Raw genomic sequence first — 15,689 nt, forward strand, 5'->3', positions numbered from 1 at the left:
GGCGGGGGCGATTGGGTAAACTCCGGGATTTCCCGTTTCCGGAGTCCCGCCATGGACAAACTGCAGGCCCTGTCGATGTTCGTCGAGACCGTCCGTTGCGGCGGCTACTCGGCGGCGGCCCGCAAGCTGGGCGTGGCAACATCCTCAGTGACTCGCCAGGTGGCGGCGCTGGAAGCGGAACTGGGTGCCGCGCTGCTCAATCGCACCACCCGTCACAGCAGCCCGACCCTTGCCGGGCAGGCCTATTACGACAAGGCCGTGGCGATCATCGAGGCGCTGGTGGAGGCCGACGGCCTGGTCAGTGACCGCGGCCGCGAGGCGAAAGGGCGACTGCGGGTCAGCGTACCGGTGGAGTTCGGCCGGCGTGTCATTGCACCACACCTGGGGCGCCTGCTGGCGCAGTACCCGGAACTGGAGATCAGCCTGTCGCTGAACGACCAGCTCGTCGATCTCCCCAAACAGCAGATCGACCTGTCCGTGCGCCTGGGGGCGACGCTGATCAGCGACGACATCATCAGCCGGCCCATCGGCCGGTTCGATCGCTGGCTGGTGGCGAGCCCCGACTACCTGCGCGGCGCGGGCATGCCCCGGCATCCGCTGGAACTCATGGAGCATTCGTGCCTGCGCTTCGACTACGGCGGCCCGCACGCGACCTGGTCCTGCAGTGACGGCCGGGAAACCTGGGCACTGAATGTGCAGGGGCGGTTGCAGAGCAACAATGCTGACGTTCTCCGGGAAGCCGCCCTGGCCGGCGGCGGTATCGCATTGCTATCCGACTGGCTGGTCGCCGAGGACGTGCGCAGTGGCCGGCTGACGCGGCTGCTGACGGACTACAAGACCTACCCCGGCAGCACGGTGAGCAGCATCAACGCGCTCTACCCGCCGAGCCTGCGCGACTCCAGCCGCATCCGCGTGTTCGTTGCGTTCCTCGAGGAGATCCTCGCGGCTCAGTGAGCGTCCGCACTGGGCTGCGTGGGCGGGGCGATCTTGCGCATCAGCGGCACCAGCAGCAGCGTCACCGCAAAACAAGCGCCCACCAGCAGGAAGGCATCGGCGAAGGTCAGTGTCTGCGCCTCGCGCCAAGTCAGGTCCCACAGGTGTTTCAGCGCCTGTTGCGAGGGTTCGCCATTGAGGTCCATGGACGGTGCCAGCCACTGGTTGAGCGCCTCGTTGCTGCTGTTCAGGTGCTCCGCCAGGCGCAGGAAGTGCAGGTTGGCGCGGTCGTTGAGCACCGTGGCGCAGGCAGCGATGCCGATGGCGCCACCGAGGTTGCGCATCAGGTTGAACAGCCCGGAAGCGAGCTTCAAGCGTTCCGGGGGCAGCGAACCGAGCGCCAGTGTCACCGTGGGCGCCACGCAGAACTGCTGGGCCATACCGCGCAGGGCCTGCGGGAACATCAGCTGCGCCGCGCCCCAGTCGTGGGTCAGCGGGGCGAATTCGTACATCGATAGCGTGAACATCACCATCCCCAGCAGCAGGATCCAGCGCAGGTCGACGCGCCGCGCAAGGGCGGCGTAGAGCGGGATGCTCATGATCTGGAAGATCCCGGTGGAGAAGATCGCCAGGCCGATGTCCAGCGCGCCGTAGCCGCGCACACGGCCGAGGAACAGCGGCGTGAGGTAGATGGTGGCGAAGATGCCGATGCCAGTGACGAAGCTGAACAGGCAGCCGAGGGCGAAGTTGCGTTCCTTCAGGGCGCGCAGGTCGACGATGGGGTGCGCTGCGGTCAGGCTGCGGTAGATGAAGGCGATGCCGCACAGTGCGGAGATCCAGGCGGTGGCGCGGATGGTGTCGTCGCTGAACCAGTTCCAGCGCGGACCTTCCTCCATGGTGTATTCCAGGCAGCCGAGGAACAGCGCCATCAGCAGGATCGCCGGGTAGTCGGCGCCCTTGAGCAGCGACAGGTCGGGCTTGTCGATGCGCACCATGATCGGCACCATGATGGCGACGAACAACCCTGGCACCAGATTGATGTAGAACAGCCAGGGCCAGGAGGAAATATCAGTGATCCAGCCGCCGACCACCGGGCCGAGGGTCGGCGCGAGGGAGGCGATGGCGCCGATGGTGGCAGCGACAATCACCCGCTGCTTGCCGTCGAAGTAAAGGAAACCGGTGGTGAACACCATGGGGATCATCGAGCCACCGAGGAAGCCCTGCAGTGCGCGGAAGGCGATCATGCTCTGGATATTCCAGGCCATGGCGCAGAGCAGGCTGGTGAGGGTGAAGCCCAGCGCCGACGCGGCGAACAGCCAGCGTGTGGACAGCACCTTGGACAGCCAGCCGGAGAGCGGGATGACGATGATCTCGGCGATCAGGTAGCTGGTCTGCACCCAGGCCAGTTCATCGGCGCCGGCCGATAGTCCGCCACCGATGTCGCGCAGCGAGGCGGAGACGATCTGGATGTCCAGCAGGGCGATGAACATGCCCAGGCACATGCAGGCGAAGGAGATCACCTTGCGCCCGGTGGAAAGACTTTCCACCGGCACCACCTCGTTGCTCCAGAGGCTCACGGCCGGTTGCTCTGGGCGACGCGCTGGTCGGCATCGCCATGGTCATGGGCACGGGTATCCACTTCCACCAGCACGGAAAGGCCGGGGCGCAGGTTGCCGAGGCGACCGTCGGCGTCGTCCAGGTGCACGCGTACCGGCACGCGCTGGACGATCTTGGTGAAGTTGCCGGTGGCGTTCTCCGGCGGCAGGATGCTGAACTGCGCGCCAGTGGCCGGGGCGAGACTGTCCAGGTGGCCATGGAAGACCTTGCCGGGAAGGATGTCGGCCTCGATGGCCACCGCCTGGCCAGGCTGCATGCGGGCCAGTTGGTCCTCCTTGAAATTGGCATCCACCCACAGGCCCTGCGCGGGGACGACGGCCAGCAGTTGCGTACCGGCGGCGACATAGCTGCCGACCCGTGCGCGGCGGTTGCCGATGTAGCCGTCCACCGGGGCGCGCAGCTCGGTGTAGCTCAGGTTCAGGCGTGCCAGGTCGCGGGCGGCGATGGCTTGCTCCAGGGCGGCCTGGGCCTGCTGCCGCTGACTCTGGATCACGTCGAGCTGACGGCGTGCGGCGAGCAGGCTGGCGCGAGCCTTGTCGCTGTTGGCGCGGGCGGATTTGAAGCTGGCGTCGGCGCGCTGCGCGGCTTCCACCGACACGGCATTGGTGCGCACCAGGGTGGCGTAACGGCGCTGGTCGTCGCGGGTGCGCACTTCCTCGGCAGCGGCCGCGTCGATCTCCGCCTGGCTCTGGCGGATCAGCGCGTCCTGCAGCGAGGCCTGGGCATCGACATTGGTCAGCGCCGCTTCCTCGGCATGCACGGCGCCGTCCGCCTTGGCCAGCGCGGCGCGGTAATCGCGATCATCGATGCGCGCCAGCAGATCGCCGGCATGCACCAACTGGTTGTCGCTCACCTTCAGCTCGGCGATGTAGCCGGCGACGCGTGGGCTGATCACCGTTACGTCGCCGCCGACATAGGCATCGTCGGTTTTTTCCAGGAAGCGACCGTCGAGCCACCAGTGCCCGGCGTACGCGCCCGCGCCGAGGATGGCAGCCGCTGCGACAGCGAGCTTGAGGGCCTTGCGCGACTTCGGTCTTGCCGTGTCGACGGCCGGCGTGGTGGGAATTGTGACGGGCTGGTTCATGGCGGCCTCGCTCAGGCGTGATCGGCTTGTGGGACGTGGGCAGGGACGAGTTGGTCGCCCTCGCGGCGATGGATCTGGTGCTGCGGGCCGATGGCTTCGCCGCTGTCGGCGTCCACCAGGGCGATACGCACTGGCCGGCCCGTGCGGGTGTCCACCAGTTCGGCGGCGCTGGCCTTGCCGGCGTGGCGCTTGCCCCACTGCAACAGGGTGAGCAGCACCGGGCGCAGGTCACGGCCGCGATCGGTGAGCAGGTATTCGAAGCGCGGCGGATGGTCGTTGTACTGGCGGCGCTGCAGCAGGCCGCTGTCCACCAGTGCGCGCAGCCGACGGGTGAGGACGTTGCTGGCGATGCCCAATCGTGCGAGGAACTGGTCGAAGCGCGTGGAGCCGTAGAAGGCTTCGCGAAGGATCAGCACGTTCCAACTGTCACCGATCAGGTCCAGCGCCTGGGCCACGGGGCAGGGGAGGTTTTCGAAGCTGGATCTGCGCATGTCGGTCTCTCTTTACATGAATATCGTCATCTAATCGGGCCGCCTTGCTACGGGCCTGGCAGGGCGTCAGGCCAAAGGCGGCTAGAAAGATTATGGTTGTAATCTAATGGGGTCGCTTGCTTTGCGCAAGTGACTCATCGACGGGGAAAGGGGCGCGGGGATGAGCGGTACGCCGAGGAGATATCACCGTTGCGGAAAGAGTTGCCCAATTCTGCGGAAGTTGCCCGGAGAAATCTTGGGAAGTTGCCCTGAAACCATCTTTGGAAGAGTTTGAAATTGGCCAGGAGAATTATCCGGGAATGGCCTGGAACACTTGTTCCATAACTTTCCTGCAGGCAAAAAAAGGCCGCCTGGGGAGGCGGCCAAACCAAAGGATGATGAAGTGGAGCAATCCTCCGGACGCTCTGGAGCGGGCATCCGGGACTCATGTTCTTCATCGGGGCGCAAGCTTAATGGCGATAGCGACAAATGCTTAATCATTCGTCTCGATATCAACTATCGACAAGGCTGGTTGGAGGGCGAGGCGGCGGATTGTTATCTCTTCGCTCGCTCTGCCTATGGCGGGGAAACATAAGAAAGTTATTCAGGATTCAATCGATACGCCTGCCAAGACAAGTCCAACAAAGGGGTAGAAGATGTCTGCTTTCCGTCTTTCCATGCTGGGGGCGATCGTCGCCGGCATTCCGTTCCAGCTGGCGCATGCCGCCGCCGTTGCCGATCAGTCCGAAGCCACCGGCTTCATCGAAGGCAGCGCCGCCTCGCTGCTGATGCGCAACTACTACTACAACAGCGACCGCAAGTCCGGAGACCGGGACCGCAAGGACTGGACCCAGGGCTTCACGCTGAACTACAGCTCGGGATTCACCCAGGGTACCGTCGGTTTCGGCGTGGAAGCCTTCGGCAACTGGGGTATCCGCCTGGATGGCGGCGCCGGCACCTCCGGCACCGGCAACCTGCCAGTGCGTGACGATGATTCGCCGGAAGGCGAATACGGCCGTGCCGGGGGCGCCGTGAAGCTGCGCGTGTCCAAGACCGAGTTGCGCTGGGGCGACTTGCAGCCCACCGCGCCGGTATTCGCCGCCGGCGGCACGCGCCTGTTTCCGCAGACCGCTACCGGTTTCAACGTGCTCAGCAGCGAGATCGAGGGGCTGGACCTGGACGGCGGCCACTTCACCGGCGGCAATGGCCCGGTGACCACCAACGGCGACCATGGCATCTGGGCCTCCTATGCCAACGTCGAGGCCAGCAGCATCGACTACGTGGGCGGCAAGTACGCGGTCAACGACGCGCTGAATTTCTTGCTCTACGCCTCCAAGCTGGAGGATGTGTGGCGTCAGTACTACGGCAACGCCAACTACACGCTGCCGCTGGCGGACGACCAGTCGATGAACTTCGATTTCAACATCTACCGCACCAACGACGACGGTAGCGCCAAGGCCGGCGAGATCAGCAACACCACCTGGTCAGCCGCCGCCGCATATACATTCCTTACCGCACACACCCTGACGCTGGCTTACCAGAAGGTCCACGGCGACACGCCGTTCGACTACGTGGCCTTTGGGGTCAACGGCCCGGGCGACACCGGTGACTCGATCTTCCTCGCCAACTCCATCCAGTACTCGGACTTCAACGGTCCGGAGGAGAAGTCCTGGCAGCTGCGCTATGACCTGGCGATGGCCACCTACGGCATTCCCGGCCTGAGCTTCATGGCCCGTTACGTCAACGGCCACGGTATCGACGGCACGAAAATGGCTGCCGATAGCCAGTACCGCGGTTATGGCTACGGCGAGGATGGCAAGCACCACGAGACCAACCTGGAAGCCAGGTACGTGGTGCAGTCCGGGCCGGCGAAGGACCTGTCCCTGCGCCTGCGCGAGGCGATCCACCGTGGTAATGCCGACCAGGTGGAAGGCGACGTCAATGAGTTCCGCCTGATCGTCGACTACCCGCTGTCGATCCTGTAACGCCAGTGCGCACCTTGGAGGACACCGCGGAACATCCGTAGGGCCGCATAACGCGCCAGCGTTATCCGCCGTTAGCTGGCTGGCGGCGGATAACCTGTTCCAGGTTATGTGCCCTACGGGTGCGGCCCACTGCAAGGCTGTGGTGCTGAAGTGAGCGGGCGGGGCGCTACAATCGGCGCTCCGTTCCCGTCCCGCGAGAAGAGTCGATGTCCGAAGAAGAGCGCCGCACGCAACTGATCGATGGCCCGGTGGGCAAGCTGCAATTGCTGATCGACCGGCCGGGTGTGCCGCCGCAGGGCATCGCGCTGATCAGCCATCCGCAGCCTTTGCTCGGTGGCAGCCCGAGGCACCGCGTGCCGCTGACCCTTTCGCGCAAGCTCTGCGGCGCCGGCTGGCTGACCGTGCGGCCGAGCTTCCGTGGGGTGGATGGCAGTGAAGGCGAGTACGCCGAAGGCATCGGCGAGGCGCAGGACATGCTGGCGGTGATCGCGCACCTGCGTGGCGAATACCCCGGCCTGCCGTTGGCGCTGGTGGGCTTTTCCTTCGGTGCCTATGTGTTCGCCCGCGTTGCCAGCGAACTGTCACCGCCTGCGCAGGCCATCGCGCTGATGGGCTTGCCGGTGGGAACGGTCCCCGGCGGCCGCGACTACGAAGCACAGGCGCTGCCGGCCGACTGCCTGCTGCTGCACGGCGAGGCGGACGAAATGGCGCCGCTGGCCAACCTGCTGGACTGGGCGCGGCCGCAGCAGCGCGAAGTGGTTCTCTATACCGGCGCCGACCATTTCTTCAAGGGCTGCCTGGAGCGCGCTGTGGAGCGGGTACTGGAGCACCTGACCCGAGCCATCAGCTGAGTGCGGACCGCCCCAGTTCACGCAGATACGACCACGGGTAGATCCCGCGGTCATGGCCGTCGTCGAACACCAATTGCACGCCGTAGCCCTGCAGGTTCAGCTGTTGCAGGACAACGCCGGCCTTCACCAGCTCGATGCGACCTTGCAGCCGCGCGGCCCGGCATTGCGAACAGGGGCAGGCGCCGCGCAGGCGGGTGAAGGCAATGCACTGCTCGACGCCGTCGTCCCAGCGGATGCGCAGTTCGCCGTCTGCGCTGGAGCGATGCAGCGCGACCGGCGTGTTCATGTGTTCTGTCCCAGTTGAGCGAGGGCGATGCGCACGGCCTTGCGGACTTCCGGATCGCCGTCCTGCTCGGCGTTGCGCAGTGCCTCGATGGCATCGCCGCTGCCCAGTTCGCCCAGGGCCAGCGCGGCTTCCTTGCGCAGGTTGCTGATGCCGTGGCCGAGCACGACCTTCAACCCTTCCAGCGCCGGCAAGTAGCGCAGCTTGCCCAGCGAACGGGCAGCGCGCAGGCGAACCTGCCAGAAGTCGTCTTCGAGTGCCTGCACCAGCGCTTCGCCGGCTTCGGGCTGGGCGAGTTTGCCGAGGGTGCCGGCGGCTTCCTCGCGCACTTGCCACGCCGGATCGGCCAGGGCGGCCTGCAAGGCCGGCAGCACGCTGGCGTCGATGGCCAGGCCAAGGGCGCCGGCGGCGGCGCGGCGGACCTCGGCGTCCGGGTCGTCGCGGGTCAGCCGGGCCAGGTGCGGCAGGGCGTCGGTGCGTTTGAGCCAGCCGAGGATGCCCACGGCTTCGCGGCGCACGCCGGCATCGCTGTCCTGCAGCGCGGCGCGTGCCGGTTCTGCAGCCGCTTCCAGGCGCAGCTCGCGCAAGGCGCGCAGGGCGCTGCGGCGGACGAAGATTTCGCTGTGCGCTGCCCAGGGCAGCAGGCGTACGCCGGCCTCGGCGGTCTTCAGCTCGCTGAGGCTCTGGGCGGCGGCTTCGCGCACGTCCTCGGCGCGGTCGGCAAGGGCCTGGCAGAGCGCGTCCACCACGTCGGGCTCTTCCCAGGCTTCCAGCAGGCGCGCGGCTTCGGCACGCACGTTGGCGGCGGCGTCATGGGTCAGCGCATGGGCGAGCCAGGGGAGGCCGTCAGGGTCTTCAAGGTCGGCCAGTTCGATCAGGGCAATGCGGCGCACGCCGGCGTCGGCATCCTGGAGACGCGGTTGCAGGTCGAGGATGTCGGGATTATCGGTAGTCAGGCTGAAGTCGGTCATATGGCGAATCGCGGTATCCGTTGTGGAGTGGGCAGCCCCAGCGGCGTCAGGCGCGGCAGCTGGCGGCCGTCTTCGTGGCGCAGCAGTTCCAGGCAGTGACGCTTGAGGCGGGAGAATTCCGGGCTGGTGAGCAGGTCGGCGTGGCGTGGGCGCGGGAAGTCGAGGCGGATGTCTTCGAGGATGCGCCCGGGGCGCGGGCTCATCACCAGGATGCGGTCGGCGAGGAACAGCGCCTCGTCGATGTCGTGGGTGATGAACAGCACGCTGGTGCGCAGGCGCGTCCAGATGTCCAGCAGCAGTTCCTGCATCATCATCCGCGTCTGTGCGTCGAGGGCGCCGAAGGGTTCGTCCATCAGCAGCAGGCGTGGCTGGTTGATCAGCACGCGGGCGATTTCCACACGTTGCTGCATGCCGCCGGAGAGCTGCGACGGCCAGCGATTGGCGAAGCCGTTCAGACCGACCAGCTGGAGCATCTCGTCGGCCTGGCGATGGCGTTCCGCACGGGGCACGCCGCGCATCTTCAGGCCGAAGGCGACGTTGTCGCGCACGCGCCGCCAGGGCAGCAGGGTGTGGTGCTGGAACACCATGCCGCGCTCGGGCGAGGGGCCGGCGACAGGACCACCGTCCACTTCCAGTTTGCCGGCGCTGGGCGCCAGGTGGCCGGCAAGGGCACCGAGCAGGGTGGACTTGCCGCAGCCGGACGGGCCGAGCACGCAGACGAATTCGCCGGGTTCGATGGAGAAGCTCAGGGACTGCACGGCCTCGAAGGCGTCGCGGCCGCTGCCGAGGTGGATCGACAGGCCGTCGACGCGCACGCGCCCCGGTGCGCTGGCGGGCAGGCTCATGGCTTGCCTCCGGCCTGGCGCTGCCAGGGTGTGACGAGGCTGCCGAGCTGGCGCACCAGCAGGCTGCTGGCCATGCCGAGCACGCCGATCAGCAGCATGCCGACGACGATGTCGGGGTAGTTCTGCAAGGTGTAGGACTCCCAGGTGTAGTAGCCGATGCCCCATTGGCCGGAGATCATTTCGGCGGTCACCAGGCAGAACCACGAGGTGCCCATGCCGATGGCAAGACCGGTGACGATGCTCGGCGCGGCACCCGGCAGCACCACCTCGCGCAGCAGCGCCAGGCGTCCGGCACCGAGGCTGCGGGCGGAGGCGAGCAGGCGCGGGTCCACCGCTTCCACGCCGTGGATGGTGTTGAGCAGGACGGGGAACAGTGCGCCGGTGAAGGTGATGAAGATCATCGACAGCTCGGAGCTGGGGAACATCAGGATCGCCAGCGGAATCCACGCCACCGCGGGGATCGGCCGCAGCACTTCCAGCGGCGGCAGCAGGCTGTCGCGCGCCCAGCGGCCACGGCCGATGAGCAACCCCAGGGCGATGCCGGCGAAAGCCGCCAGCAGGTAGCCGGCGAGTACCCGCAGCAGGCTGCTGCCCAGGTGGCGGCCGAGCTTGCTCGATTGCGCCAGGTTCCAGGCCGCTTCCAGCACATCACGCGGGCCGGGCACGTTGGCGAAGGTGACCACGCCGAGGTTCACGTGGCGCGCGCTGAGCACCTGCCACAGCGCCAGGCAGACCAGCAGCGAGGCCAGGCGCAGGCTCCAGCGGGTGAGGGTGGTGGTGTTCATCATCGTTCTCCGTCGAGCCCCGGTGCGCGCGGCACCGGGGCTGCACCTCAGCGGCTGGCGACCGCCTGCTGGCTGGCAGCGGCGAAGTCGGCGACCTCCCCGCCGTGTTGGCGGGCGAAGGCGTCGGCCTGTTCGCGCAGCAGGAAGGCGTCCAGCGCGCCGTCCTTGCCACGCACGAACCAGGCCTGGCTGGCCAGCAGCTTGATGCCGCTGTCGCTGGCCTGGGCGTAGACGGCGCGGATGTCCTTGCCTTGCTGCTTCAGCTCGGCGAGTTGCCCCAGCGCTTCACTGGCGGTCGCGTAGCTGCGCACCTTCGGTTCGCCGCGCACCCAGATCTGCGCGACCTTGCGCGTATCGCTGATCGGCTTGTCGGTCAGAACGTCGTTACCCAGCAACGGCTGCTGCGCGTAGTTCTTCAGCGCGGCGTCGTAGTCGGCGCCGGAGGCCTTGAAGGCGGCGCGGATGTAGCGGTCGTCGACGAACTGCTCGACGTTCAGGCCGCGGTCGGCCTTCTTCAGCAGCTTCAGGGTGTCGATGGCGGTGGTGACGGCCTGGCGGTATTCGGGCTTCCAGGTCAGGTCGCGGGTCTGCAGGCCGAGCGGGCCGTGGAACAGGTAGTTCACTTCGGCGGGAATGCCGGCGACCTTCTCGATCAGTTCGCTGTATTTCTCCGGGTCTTTCGCCAGCAGTTGGTTGGCTTCATAGGTGGCGCGCAGGTAGGCCTCGACGATTTCCGGGTACTGCTGCGCGTAGTCGGCTTCCACCAGCGCACCGTGGAAGGTCGGCGCCTTGGCCTGGGAGCCGTCGTAGATCTTGCGGGCGATGCCCCGGCTCTCGAACAGCTCGGCGAAGGGCACGAAGTCAGCATGGGCGGCGATCTTGTTGGCCTGTAGCGCGGAGCCGGCGACTTCCGGCGGTTGCGCGATGATGGTGACGTCCTTCTCCGGGTCCCAGCCCTGCGCGGCGATGGCGCGCAGCAGCAGGCCGTGGGCGGTGGAGGCGAAGGGCACGGAGATGGTCTGGCCCTTGAGTTCGGCCAGCGACTGCACCTTGGACGAGGCGGGCACGACGATGCCGTTGCCGCTGCCCTCGATGCTCCCCGAGAGCACGCTGATGAACAGGCTGCGCTTGCCGGCCGCCTCGTGGGCGACGCCGTTGAGCGAGCCGGGGAAGTCGGCCATGGCGCCGAAGTCGAGCTTGCCGGCGAGCATCTCGTTGGTCAGCGGCGCGCCGCTGGTGAAGTTCTTCCACTGCACGTCGTACTGCGCGTCCTTGTGCTTGCCGTCGTGCGGCAGGTACTTGTCGAGCAGGCCGAGTTCGCGGATCAACAGGCCGCCGGCGGCGCAGTTGATGGTGGTGTCCTGGGTGCCGATGGCGACGCGGATGGTCTCGCCGTGGGCGGTGATACTGGCAATGGCGAGCGCGAGGCCGGCCAGGGTAGTGCGCAAGGTCATGGGTGTTCCCCTCGAATCATGAGTGTTGGAATCGTCTCCGCCGCAGGCCTTGCGGTGGGAAACGAGGGGCGGTGCATCAGGCGTCCGGCGGTGGGGCCGGATGGCGTTTCTTATGGCTTTTGTGTAGGAGCGAGCTTGCTCGCGAACAGCCCTGCTGCAGGAGTTGGTTCGCGAGCAAGCTCGCTCCTACAGGGGAACTTCGTTGCGGGAGCTCAACGCAGGAGGTACGGGATCTCCACGCGCACCGCACCGGTCGGGCAGTCCTTCTCGCAGGGCATGCAGTACCAGCATTCGTCGAAGGCCATGTAGGCCTTCTGGGTGGCGGGGTTGATCGCCAGCAGGTCCATCGGGCAGACCTCGACGCAGACGGTGCAGCCCTTGTCGGCGATGCACTTGTCCTCGTCCACCGTCACCGGGGCGCTGGAACGGAAGAAGATTTCCTGGGGCTGGTAGGCCATGGCACGCGGTCCTCATCGTGTTGCTTGCCGGCCGTCGTGGCGGCGGGCTGGTTATTCGGTCGAAGGTTCGGCGCGGGGCTCGGGACCCGCTCCCCAGCCCTCCCCCTGAAGGGAGAGGGGGCTTGATCGTGCCGGCGGTTAGCGCTGAGCCCGCCGGGCTGCTCTTTTTCCGTTTGGTGTGGCGCAGGCTCCTGTGCGCGCAGGCTGAATCCCCAGTTGCCGCTCGCGCCGGACAGCTTCCTCTACCGCTTGCGGGAGAGGGCGGGGGGAGAGGGGCTCTGCGAGCAGCCGAAACCCCTCAAGCCGCCTCGCTCTTCACCCGTAGTTTCTCGTAAGCCTGCTGCTCGTCCTCATCGAGCGCGATCACATAGGGCTCGATGGGCTTCTTGAAGCTGGTCATCTCGCCGTCGTCGCCCTTCTTCAGGTGCGCATGGCAGAACCAGTCGGCGTCGTTGCGCAGCGGGTAGTCGACGCGATGGTGGTACAGGCCCCAGCGGCTCTCGGTACGGAACAGCGACGCGCGGGCGGCCATCTCGGCGCAGTCGCGGATCACGCTGACTTCCATGGCGCGCATCAGCTCGTGGGGGGTGTTGGCCTTGAGCTGGTCGAGGTCGCGGGCGATCTCGGCGAAGCGCTGCAGGCCGATCTCCATCTTCCTGGTCACCTTGGGCGGCTGCAGGTAGTCGTTGACCATGCGCCGCAGCTTGTACTCCACCTGTGCTGGCGGCAGGCCGTGCTCGCGCTTCAAAGGGGCGAAGACGCGTTCACGCTCGCGCTCCACCTGGGCGCTATCGACTTCGCTGAACTCGCGGTCGGCCACGTATTGCGCGGCATTGGCCCCGGCGAACCAGCCGTAGGTGAAGGCGCCGAGCATGTAGTTGTGCGGCACGGCAGCCATGTCGCCGGCCGAGTACAGGCCCTTGACGCTGGTCTCGGCCTTCTCGTTGACCCACACGCCCGAGGCCGAATGGCCGGAGCAGAAACCGATCTCGGAGATATGCATCTCCACCATCTGCTGGCGGTAGTCGGTGCCACGGTTGGCGTGGAACTGGCCACGGCTGGGGCGTTCGTTGCTGTGGAGGATTTCCTCGATGGTCTGGATGGTTTCCTCGGCCAGGTGGTCGAGCTTGAGGAATACCGGACCGTTGCCGCCTTCGAGCTCCTGGTGGAACTCCCACATCATCTGGCCGCTCCAGTAGTCGCACTCGATGAAGCGCTCGCCCTTGCTGTTGGCCGTATAGCCACCCAGCGGGCCGGTGACGTAGGCGCAGGCCGGGCCGTTGTAGTCCTTGATCAGCGGGTTGATCTGGAAGCACTCCAGGTTCGAGAGCTCCGCGCCCGCGTGGTAGGCCATGGCGTAGCCGTCGCCGGCATTGGTGGGGTTCTCGTAGGTGCCCATCAGGTAGCCGGACGAGGGCAGGCCCAGGCGGCCGGCGGCGCCGCAGGCGAGGACCACGGCCTTGGCGCGGATCACCTGGAACTGCGCGGTACGGCAGTCGAAGCCGAGCAGGCCGTTGACCGCGCCTTCTTCGTCGGTGAGCAGGCGGGTCACCACCAGGCGGTTGGTGATCTCGATGCGGGCGCGCTTGAGCTGGCGGTACAGCACCTTCTTGATGTCGTGGCCTTCGGGCATGGGCAGCACGTAGGCGCCCATGTGGTGGACCTTCTTCACCGCGTAGTCGCCGACCTCGTCCTTCTCGAACTTCACGCCCCAGCGGTCCAGTTGCTGCAGGGTCTCGAAGCTGTGGGTGGCATAGGCGTAGACCGCCGCCTGGTTGACGATGCCATCGTTGGCGACGGTGATTTCCTTGGTGTACTGCTCAGGCGTGGCGTGGCCGGGAATGATGGCGTTGTTCAGCCCGTCCATGCCCATGCTGATGGCGCCGCTGCGCTTGACGTTGGCCTTGTCCACCAGCAGCACGCGCAGCTCGCGGTTGGCTTCCTTGGCCTTGATCGCCGCCATGGGGCCGGCGGTGCCGCCGCCGATCACCACGATGTCGTAGGCGAGTTCCTTGTCCTCGGGGATCTGGGAGAGATCGAACTGGGTCATTGGTGCGGTCCCTTGTGGCGGTCGATGCGCAGGCGGTACTGGAAGGCGTCGCCGCGGTAGTAAAGGTGTTCGTAGTCCAGCGGTGCGCCGTCGGCGGTGTGGGTCAGGCGTTCGATGCGCATCACCGGCGAGCCTTCTTCCACCTCCAGCGCGCGGGCCAGTTCGGCATCGGCGAGGATGGCGTCGATGGCGAGGTCGGCGTGGCCCAGGGGCAGGGCGCAGTCGTTCTCCAGGATCAGGAAGATGTCGCGGCTGACCAGGTCGGCCTTTTCCAGCCGCTTGCCAACGGCCTCCGGCATCCAGGTGATTTCCAGCGACACCAGCTCGCGGTTGACCAGGCGGGCACGCTTGATCTGCACCACGTTCTCGCCCTCGGCGACTTGCAGACGGGCGGCAACCTGGGCGTTGGCGGGCACGGTCTTGAAGCTGCGCAGGCGGTTGATCACCTCGTAGCCGCGCTGGGTCATGGATTCGCCCAGGCCTTGCAGGGTGCTGACGTTCTGGAAGGCCTTGGGCTTGGCGACGAAGGTGCCCTTGCCGTGAATCTTGAAGATCAGCCCTTCCTTCTGCAGGTCGCCCAGCGCCTGGCGCACGGTAATCCGGCTGACCTCGAAGGCCTTGCCCAACTCGGCCTCGGACGGCATGCGGCTGAGCGGCGGATAGGTGCCGTCGAGGATGCGCGTGCGGAGGATTTCCTTCAGCTGGCTGTACAGGGGAACGGGGGAGAGGGGGAGTAGTTCGGCCATAGTTCATAACTTGTTATGACGAGTTGCCGAAACTATAAAAGGAATAGCTGATTCAGGACAAGAAACGATTTCGCATAAGCATAGAAAGCGCCGTCAGCAGGGGTATCTCAGGTTTTTTTGTAGGAGCGAGCTTGCTCGCGAACTGCCTGAGGCCAGAGCGCCCGGGTAATCCGTTCGCGAGCAAGCTCGCTCCTACAGGGTCAAAAGCCCTTGCGCGGAGATTTCCGCCCCATAGGGCGGACATAACCTCAGAACGGCCGGCTGCCAGACAGGCTGATGCGCTTCAAACGGCGCTTCTCGCTGGCCGGGAAGGCGTTGCGACCATGCAGCACGGCCTGGTTGTCCCACCAGACGATGTCGCCCACCGACCATTTGTGGCTGTAGATCAACTCGGGCTTCTGCAGGTGTTCGCGCAGCCGCTCGACCAGTGCGGCCCCTTGCACGGGATCGGCACCGGGGATTTCAACCTCGGTGTGCACGGAGAGGAACAGCACGCGCTTGCCGTTTTCCGGATGGGTGCGCACCAGTGGATGCTCGGTGCCCTGGATGGGCTCGATGTCCGGGGTGCGGTAGCGCACGAAGGTGCCGTTGTAGCCGCCGCTCTTCAGGCGGATGAACGGGTTGTAGTTGATCAGGCGCAATGGGTCGATCTCGGCGCGGGTCGCCTCATCCAGTGTCTCGTAGGCGCGGGCGAGGTTGGTGAACTGGGTTTCTCCGCCGGTCCTGGGTACCTCCAGGGCGTAGAGGAAGGAGCCGGAGGAGGGCACCGGCGTCCATTGGTGGTCGACGTGGGCCGGCAGGGCGAAGTTGCCCAGTTCACCGTCCTCGGTGTTGGCCACCTTGACGATGTCCGGGGCCTTGCCGTCTGCACCGGAGGACAGCACGGGCACATCTGCCGGCGGCTGGAACACCGCGCCGAACAGCGTGGCGAAGCGCAGGTATTGCTTATCGTCCAGGTCCTGGTTCTTGAAGATCAGGATGTGGTGCTCGCGGTGGGCCTGCTTGATCGCCAGGATCTGTTCCGGGGGCAGCGGCTCGCGGGCGTCTAGACCACGCACTTCGGCGCCCAGCGGGGCGTCGAGGGGGACGATGGCGAAGGGTTCGGGGGTGGGTTGTTGTACGGCGTTGGATTGGGTCATCTCGAGAATCCTGAGTTT

General features: G+C 66.3%; 15 protein-coding genes. 3 read left to right on the top strand and 12 right to left on the bottom strand.

The window, feature by feature from the left end:
• Nucleotides 1-51 precede the first annotated feature (51 nt).
• Nucleotides 52-954 (top strand): LysR family transcriptional regulator, encoded by a 903-nt coding sequence (locus PNI01S_RS07745; protein ID WP_037010157.1) that lies wholly within the window; start codon nucleotides 52-54, stop codon nucleotides 952-954.
• On the opposite strand, the gene PNI01S_RS07750 is transcribed toward PNI01S_RS07745, so the two are convergent.
• The 3 genes from PNI01S_RS07750 to PNI01S_RS07760 form a co-directional block, all read right to left on the bottom strand.
• Nucleotides 948-2,435: a DHA2 family efflux MFS transporter permease subunit gene (locus PNI01S_RS07750; RefSeq protein ID WP_223186874.1), complete on the bottom strand. Its 1,488-nt coding sequence runs from the start codon at nucleotides 2,433-2,435 to the stop codon at nucleotides 948-950. The genes PNI01S_RS07745 and PNI01S_RS07750 overlap by 7 nt on opposite strands.
• 71 nt (nucleotides 2,436-2,506) lie before the next feature.
• Nucleotides 2,507-3,634: an HlyD family secretion protein gene (locus tag PNI01S_RS07755; protein ID WP_084357751.1), complete on the bottom strand. Its 1,128-nt coding sequence runs from the start codon at nucleotides 3,632-3,634 to the stop codon at nucleotides 2,507-2,509.
• Nucleotides 3,635-3,645: 11 nt separating this feature from the next.
• Nucleotides 3,646-4,125, bottom strand: coding sequence for a winged helix-turn-helix transcriptional regulator (locus PNI01S_RS07760; RefSeq protein ID WP_037010161.1), 480 nt, complete (start codon nucleotides 4,123-4,125; stop codon nucleotides 3,646-3,648).
• Nucleotides 4,126-4,760: 635 nt separating this feature from the next.
• Here PNI01S_RS07760 and PNI01S_RS07765 point away from each other — a divergent pair.
• Both PNI01S_RS07765 and PNI01S_RS07770 read left to right on the top strand, forming a co-directional pair.
• Entirely contained in the window at nucleotides 4,761-6,089 is a 1,329-nt protein-coding gene (locus PNI01S_RS07765) for an OprD family porin (protein WP_084357752.1), read from the top strand.
• A 206-nt stretch (nucleotides 6,090-6,295) separates the two neighbouring features.
• Entirely contained in the window at nucleotides 6,296-6,940 is a 645-nt protein-coding gene (locus PNI01S_RS07770) for an alpha/beta hydrolase (protein WP_084357753.1), read from the top strand.
• Here the strand turns inward: PNI01S_RS07770 and PNI01S_RS07775 are convergent.
• The 9 genes from PNI01S_RS07775 to PNI01S_RS07815 all read right to left on the bottom strand — a co-directional run bounded on the left by PNI01S_RS07775 (nucleotide 6,933) and on the right by PNI01S_RS07815 (nucleotide 15,671).
• Nucleotides 6,933-7,226: a gamma-butyrobetaine hydroxylase-like domain-containing protein gene (locus PNI01S_RS07775; RefSeq protein WP_037010165.1), complete on the bottom strand. Its 294-nt coding sequence runs from the start codon at nucleotides 7,224-7,226 to the stop codon at nucleotides 6,933-6,935. The genes PNI01S_RS07770 and PNI01S_RS07775 overlap by 8 nt on opposite strands.
• The gene (locus PNI01S_RS07780) at nucleotides 7,223-8,194 is read right to left on the bottom strand and encodes a HEAT repeat domain-containing protein (RefSeq protein WP_084357754.1); all 972 of its coding nucleotides are present in this window, start codon (nucleotides 8,192-8,194) and stop codon (nucleotides 7,223-7,225) included. The genes PNI01S_RS07775 and PNI01S_RS07780 overlap by 4 nt, the downstream gene beginning before the upstream one ends.
• Nucleotides 8,191-9,039: an ABC transporter ATP-binding protein gene (locus PNI01S_RS07785; protein ID WP_054909277.1), complete on the bottom strand. Its 849-nt coding sequence runs from the start codon at nucleotides 9,037-9,039 to the stop codon at nucleotides 8,191-8,193. The genes PNI01S_RS07780 and PNI01S_RS07785 overlap by 4 nt, the downstream gene beginning before the upstream one ends.
• Nucleotides 9,036-9,824: an ABC transporter permease gene (locus tag PNI01S_RS07790; RefSeq protein ID WP_084357755.1), complete on the bottom strand. Its 789-nt coding sequence runs from the start codon at nucleotides 9,822-9,824 to the stop codon at nucleotides 9,036-9,038. The genes PNI01S_RS07785 and PNI01S_RS07790 overlap by 4 nt, the downstream gene beginning before the upstream one ends.
• A 47-nt stretch (nucleotides 9,825-9,871) precedes the next feature.
• The gene (locus tag PNI01S_RS07795) at nucleotides 9,872-11,278 is read right to left on the bottom strand and encodes an ABC transporter substrate-binding protein (RefSeq protein WP_084357756.1); all 1,407 of its coding nucleotides are present in this window, start codon (nucleotides 11,276-11,278) and stop codon (nucleotides 9,872-9,874) included.
• Nucleotides 11,279-11,490: 212 nt separating this feature from the next.
• Nucleotides 11,491-11,736 (bottom strand): 4Fe-4S dicluster domain-containing protein, encoded by a 246-nt coding sequence (locus tag PNI01S_RS07800; RefSeq protein ID WP_024767017.1) that lies wholly within the window; start codon nucleotides 11,734-11,736, stop codon nucleotides 11,491-11,493.
• Between the two features lie 298 nt (nucleotides 11,737-12,034).
• Nucleotides 12,035-13,786 carry a fumarate reductase/succinate dehydrogenase flavoprotein subunit gene (locus tag PNI01S_RS07805; RefSeq protein ID WP_084357757.1) on the bottom strand — a complete coding sequence of 584 codons (1,752 nt, stop codon included), beginning with the start codon at nucleotides 13,784-13,786 and terminating at the stop codon, nucleotides 12,035-12,037.
• A complete protein-coding gene (locus PNI01S_RS07810; protein WP_084357758.1) occupies nucleotides 13,783-14,532 on the bottom strand; it encodes a GntR family transcriptional regulator in 750 nt (249 codons plus the stop codon). Before PNI01S_RS07810 ends, PNI01S_RS07805 begins: the two co-directional genes overlap by 4 nt.
• 248 nt (nucleotides 14,533-14,780) lie before the next feature.
• On the bottom strand, nucleotides 14,781-15,671 hold the full coding sequence (locus tag PNI01S_RS07815; protein ID WP_084357759.1) for a TauD/TfdA dioxygenase family protein: 891 nt from the start codon (nucleotides 15,669-15,671) through the stop codon (nucleotides 14,781-14,783).
• Between the last annotated feature and the right edge of the window lie 18 nt (nucleotides 15,672-15,689).

Source organism: Pseudomonas nitroreducens NBRC 12694 (assembly GCF_002091755.1).
Classification (GTDB): Bacteria; Pseudomonadota; Gammaproteobacteria; order Pseudomonadales; family Pseudomonadaceae; genus Pseudomonas; species Pseudomonas nitroreducens.

What these genes read in the sequence shown, in the direction of transcription:
- PNI01S_RS07810 (WP_084357758.1), bottom strand. Translation starts at nt 14,532, where the DNA reads ATGGCCGAACTACTCCCCCTCTCCCCCGTTCCCCTGTACAGCCAGCTG.
- PNI01S_RS07775 (WP_037010165.1), bottom strand. Translation starts at nt 7,226, where the DNA reads ATGAACACGCCGGTCGCGCTGCATCGCTCCAGCGCAGACGGCGAACTG.
- PNI01S_RS07800 (WP_024767017.1), bottom strand. Translation starts at nt 11,736, where the DNA reads ATGGCCTACCAGCCCCAGGAAATCTTCTTCCGTTCCAGCGCCCCGGTG.
- PNI01S_RS07780 (WP_084357754.1), bottom strand. Translation starts at nt 8,194, where the DNA reads ATGACCGACTTCAGCCTGACTACCGATAATCCCGACATCCTCGACCTG.
- PNI01S_RS07755 (WP_084357751.1), bottom strand. Translation starts at nt 3,634, where the DNA reads ATGAACCAGCCCGTCACAATTCCCACCACGCCGGCCGTCGACACGGCA.
- PNI01S_RS07765 (WP_084357752.1), top strand. Translation starts at nt 4,761, where the DNA reads ATGTCTGCTTTCCGTCTTTCCATGCTGGGGGCGATCGTCGCCGGCATT.
- PNI01S_RS07750 (WP_223186874.1), bottom strand. Translation starts at nt 2,435, where the DNA reads ATGTGCCTGGGCATGTTCATCGCCCTGCTGGACATCCAGATCGTCTCC.
- PNI01S_RS07770 (WP_084357753.1), top strand. Translation starts at nt 6,296, where the DNA reads ATGTCCGAAGAAGAGCGCCGCACGCAACTGATCGATGGCCCGGTGGGC.
- PNI01S_RS07790 (WP_084357755.1), bottom strand. Translation starts at nt 9,824, where the DNA reads ATGAACACCACCACCCTCACCCGCTGGAGCCTGCGCCTGGCCTCGCTG.
- PNI01S_RS07745 (WP_037010157.1), top strand. Translation starts at nt 52, where the DNA reads ATGGACAAACTGCAGGCCCTGTCGATGTTCGTCGAGACCGTCCGTTGC.
- PNI01S_RS07815 (WP_084357759.1), bottom strand. Translation starts at nt 15,671, where the DNA reads ATGACCCAATCCAACGCCGTACAACAACCCACCCCCGAACCCTTCGCC.
- PNI01S_RS07785 (WP_054909277.1), bottom strand. Translation starts at nt 9,039, where the DNA reads ATGAGCCTGCCCGCCAGCGCACCGGGGCGCGTGCGCGTCGACGGCCTG.
- PNI01S_RS07795 (WP_084357756.1), bottom strand. Translation starts at nt 11,278, where the DNA reads ATGACCTTGCGCACTACCCTGGCCGGCCTCGCGCTCGCCATTGCCAGT.
- PNI01S_RS07805 (WP_084357757.1), bottom strand. Translation starts at nt 13,786, where the DNA reads ATGACCCAGTTCGATCTCTCCCAGATCCCCGAGGACAAGGAACTCGCC.
- PNI01S_RS07760 (WP_037010161.1), bottom strand. Translation starts at nt 4,125, where the DNA reads ATGCGCAGATCCAGCTTCGAAAACCTCCCCTGCCCCGTGGCCCAGGCG.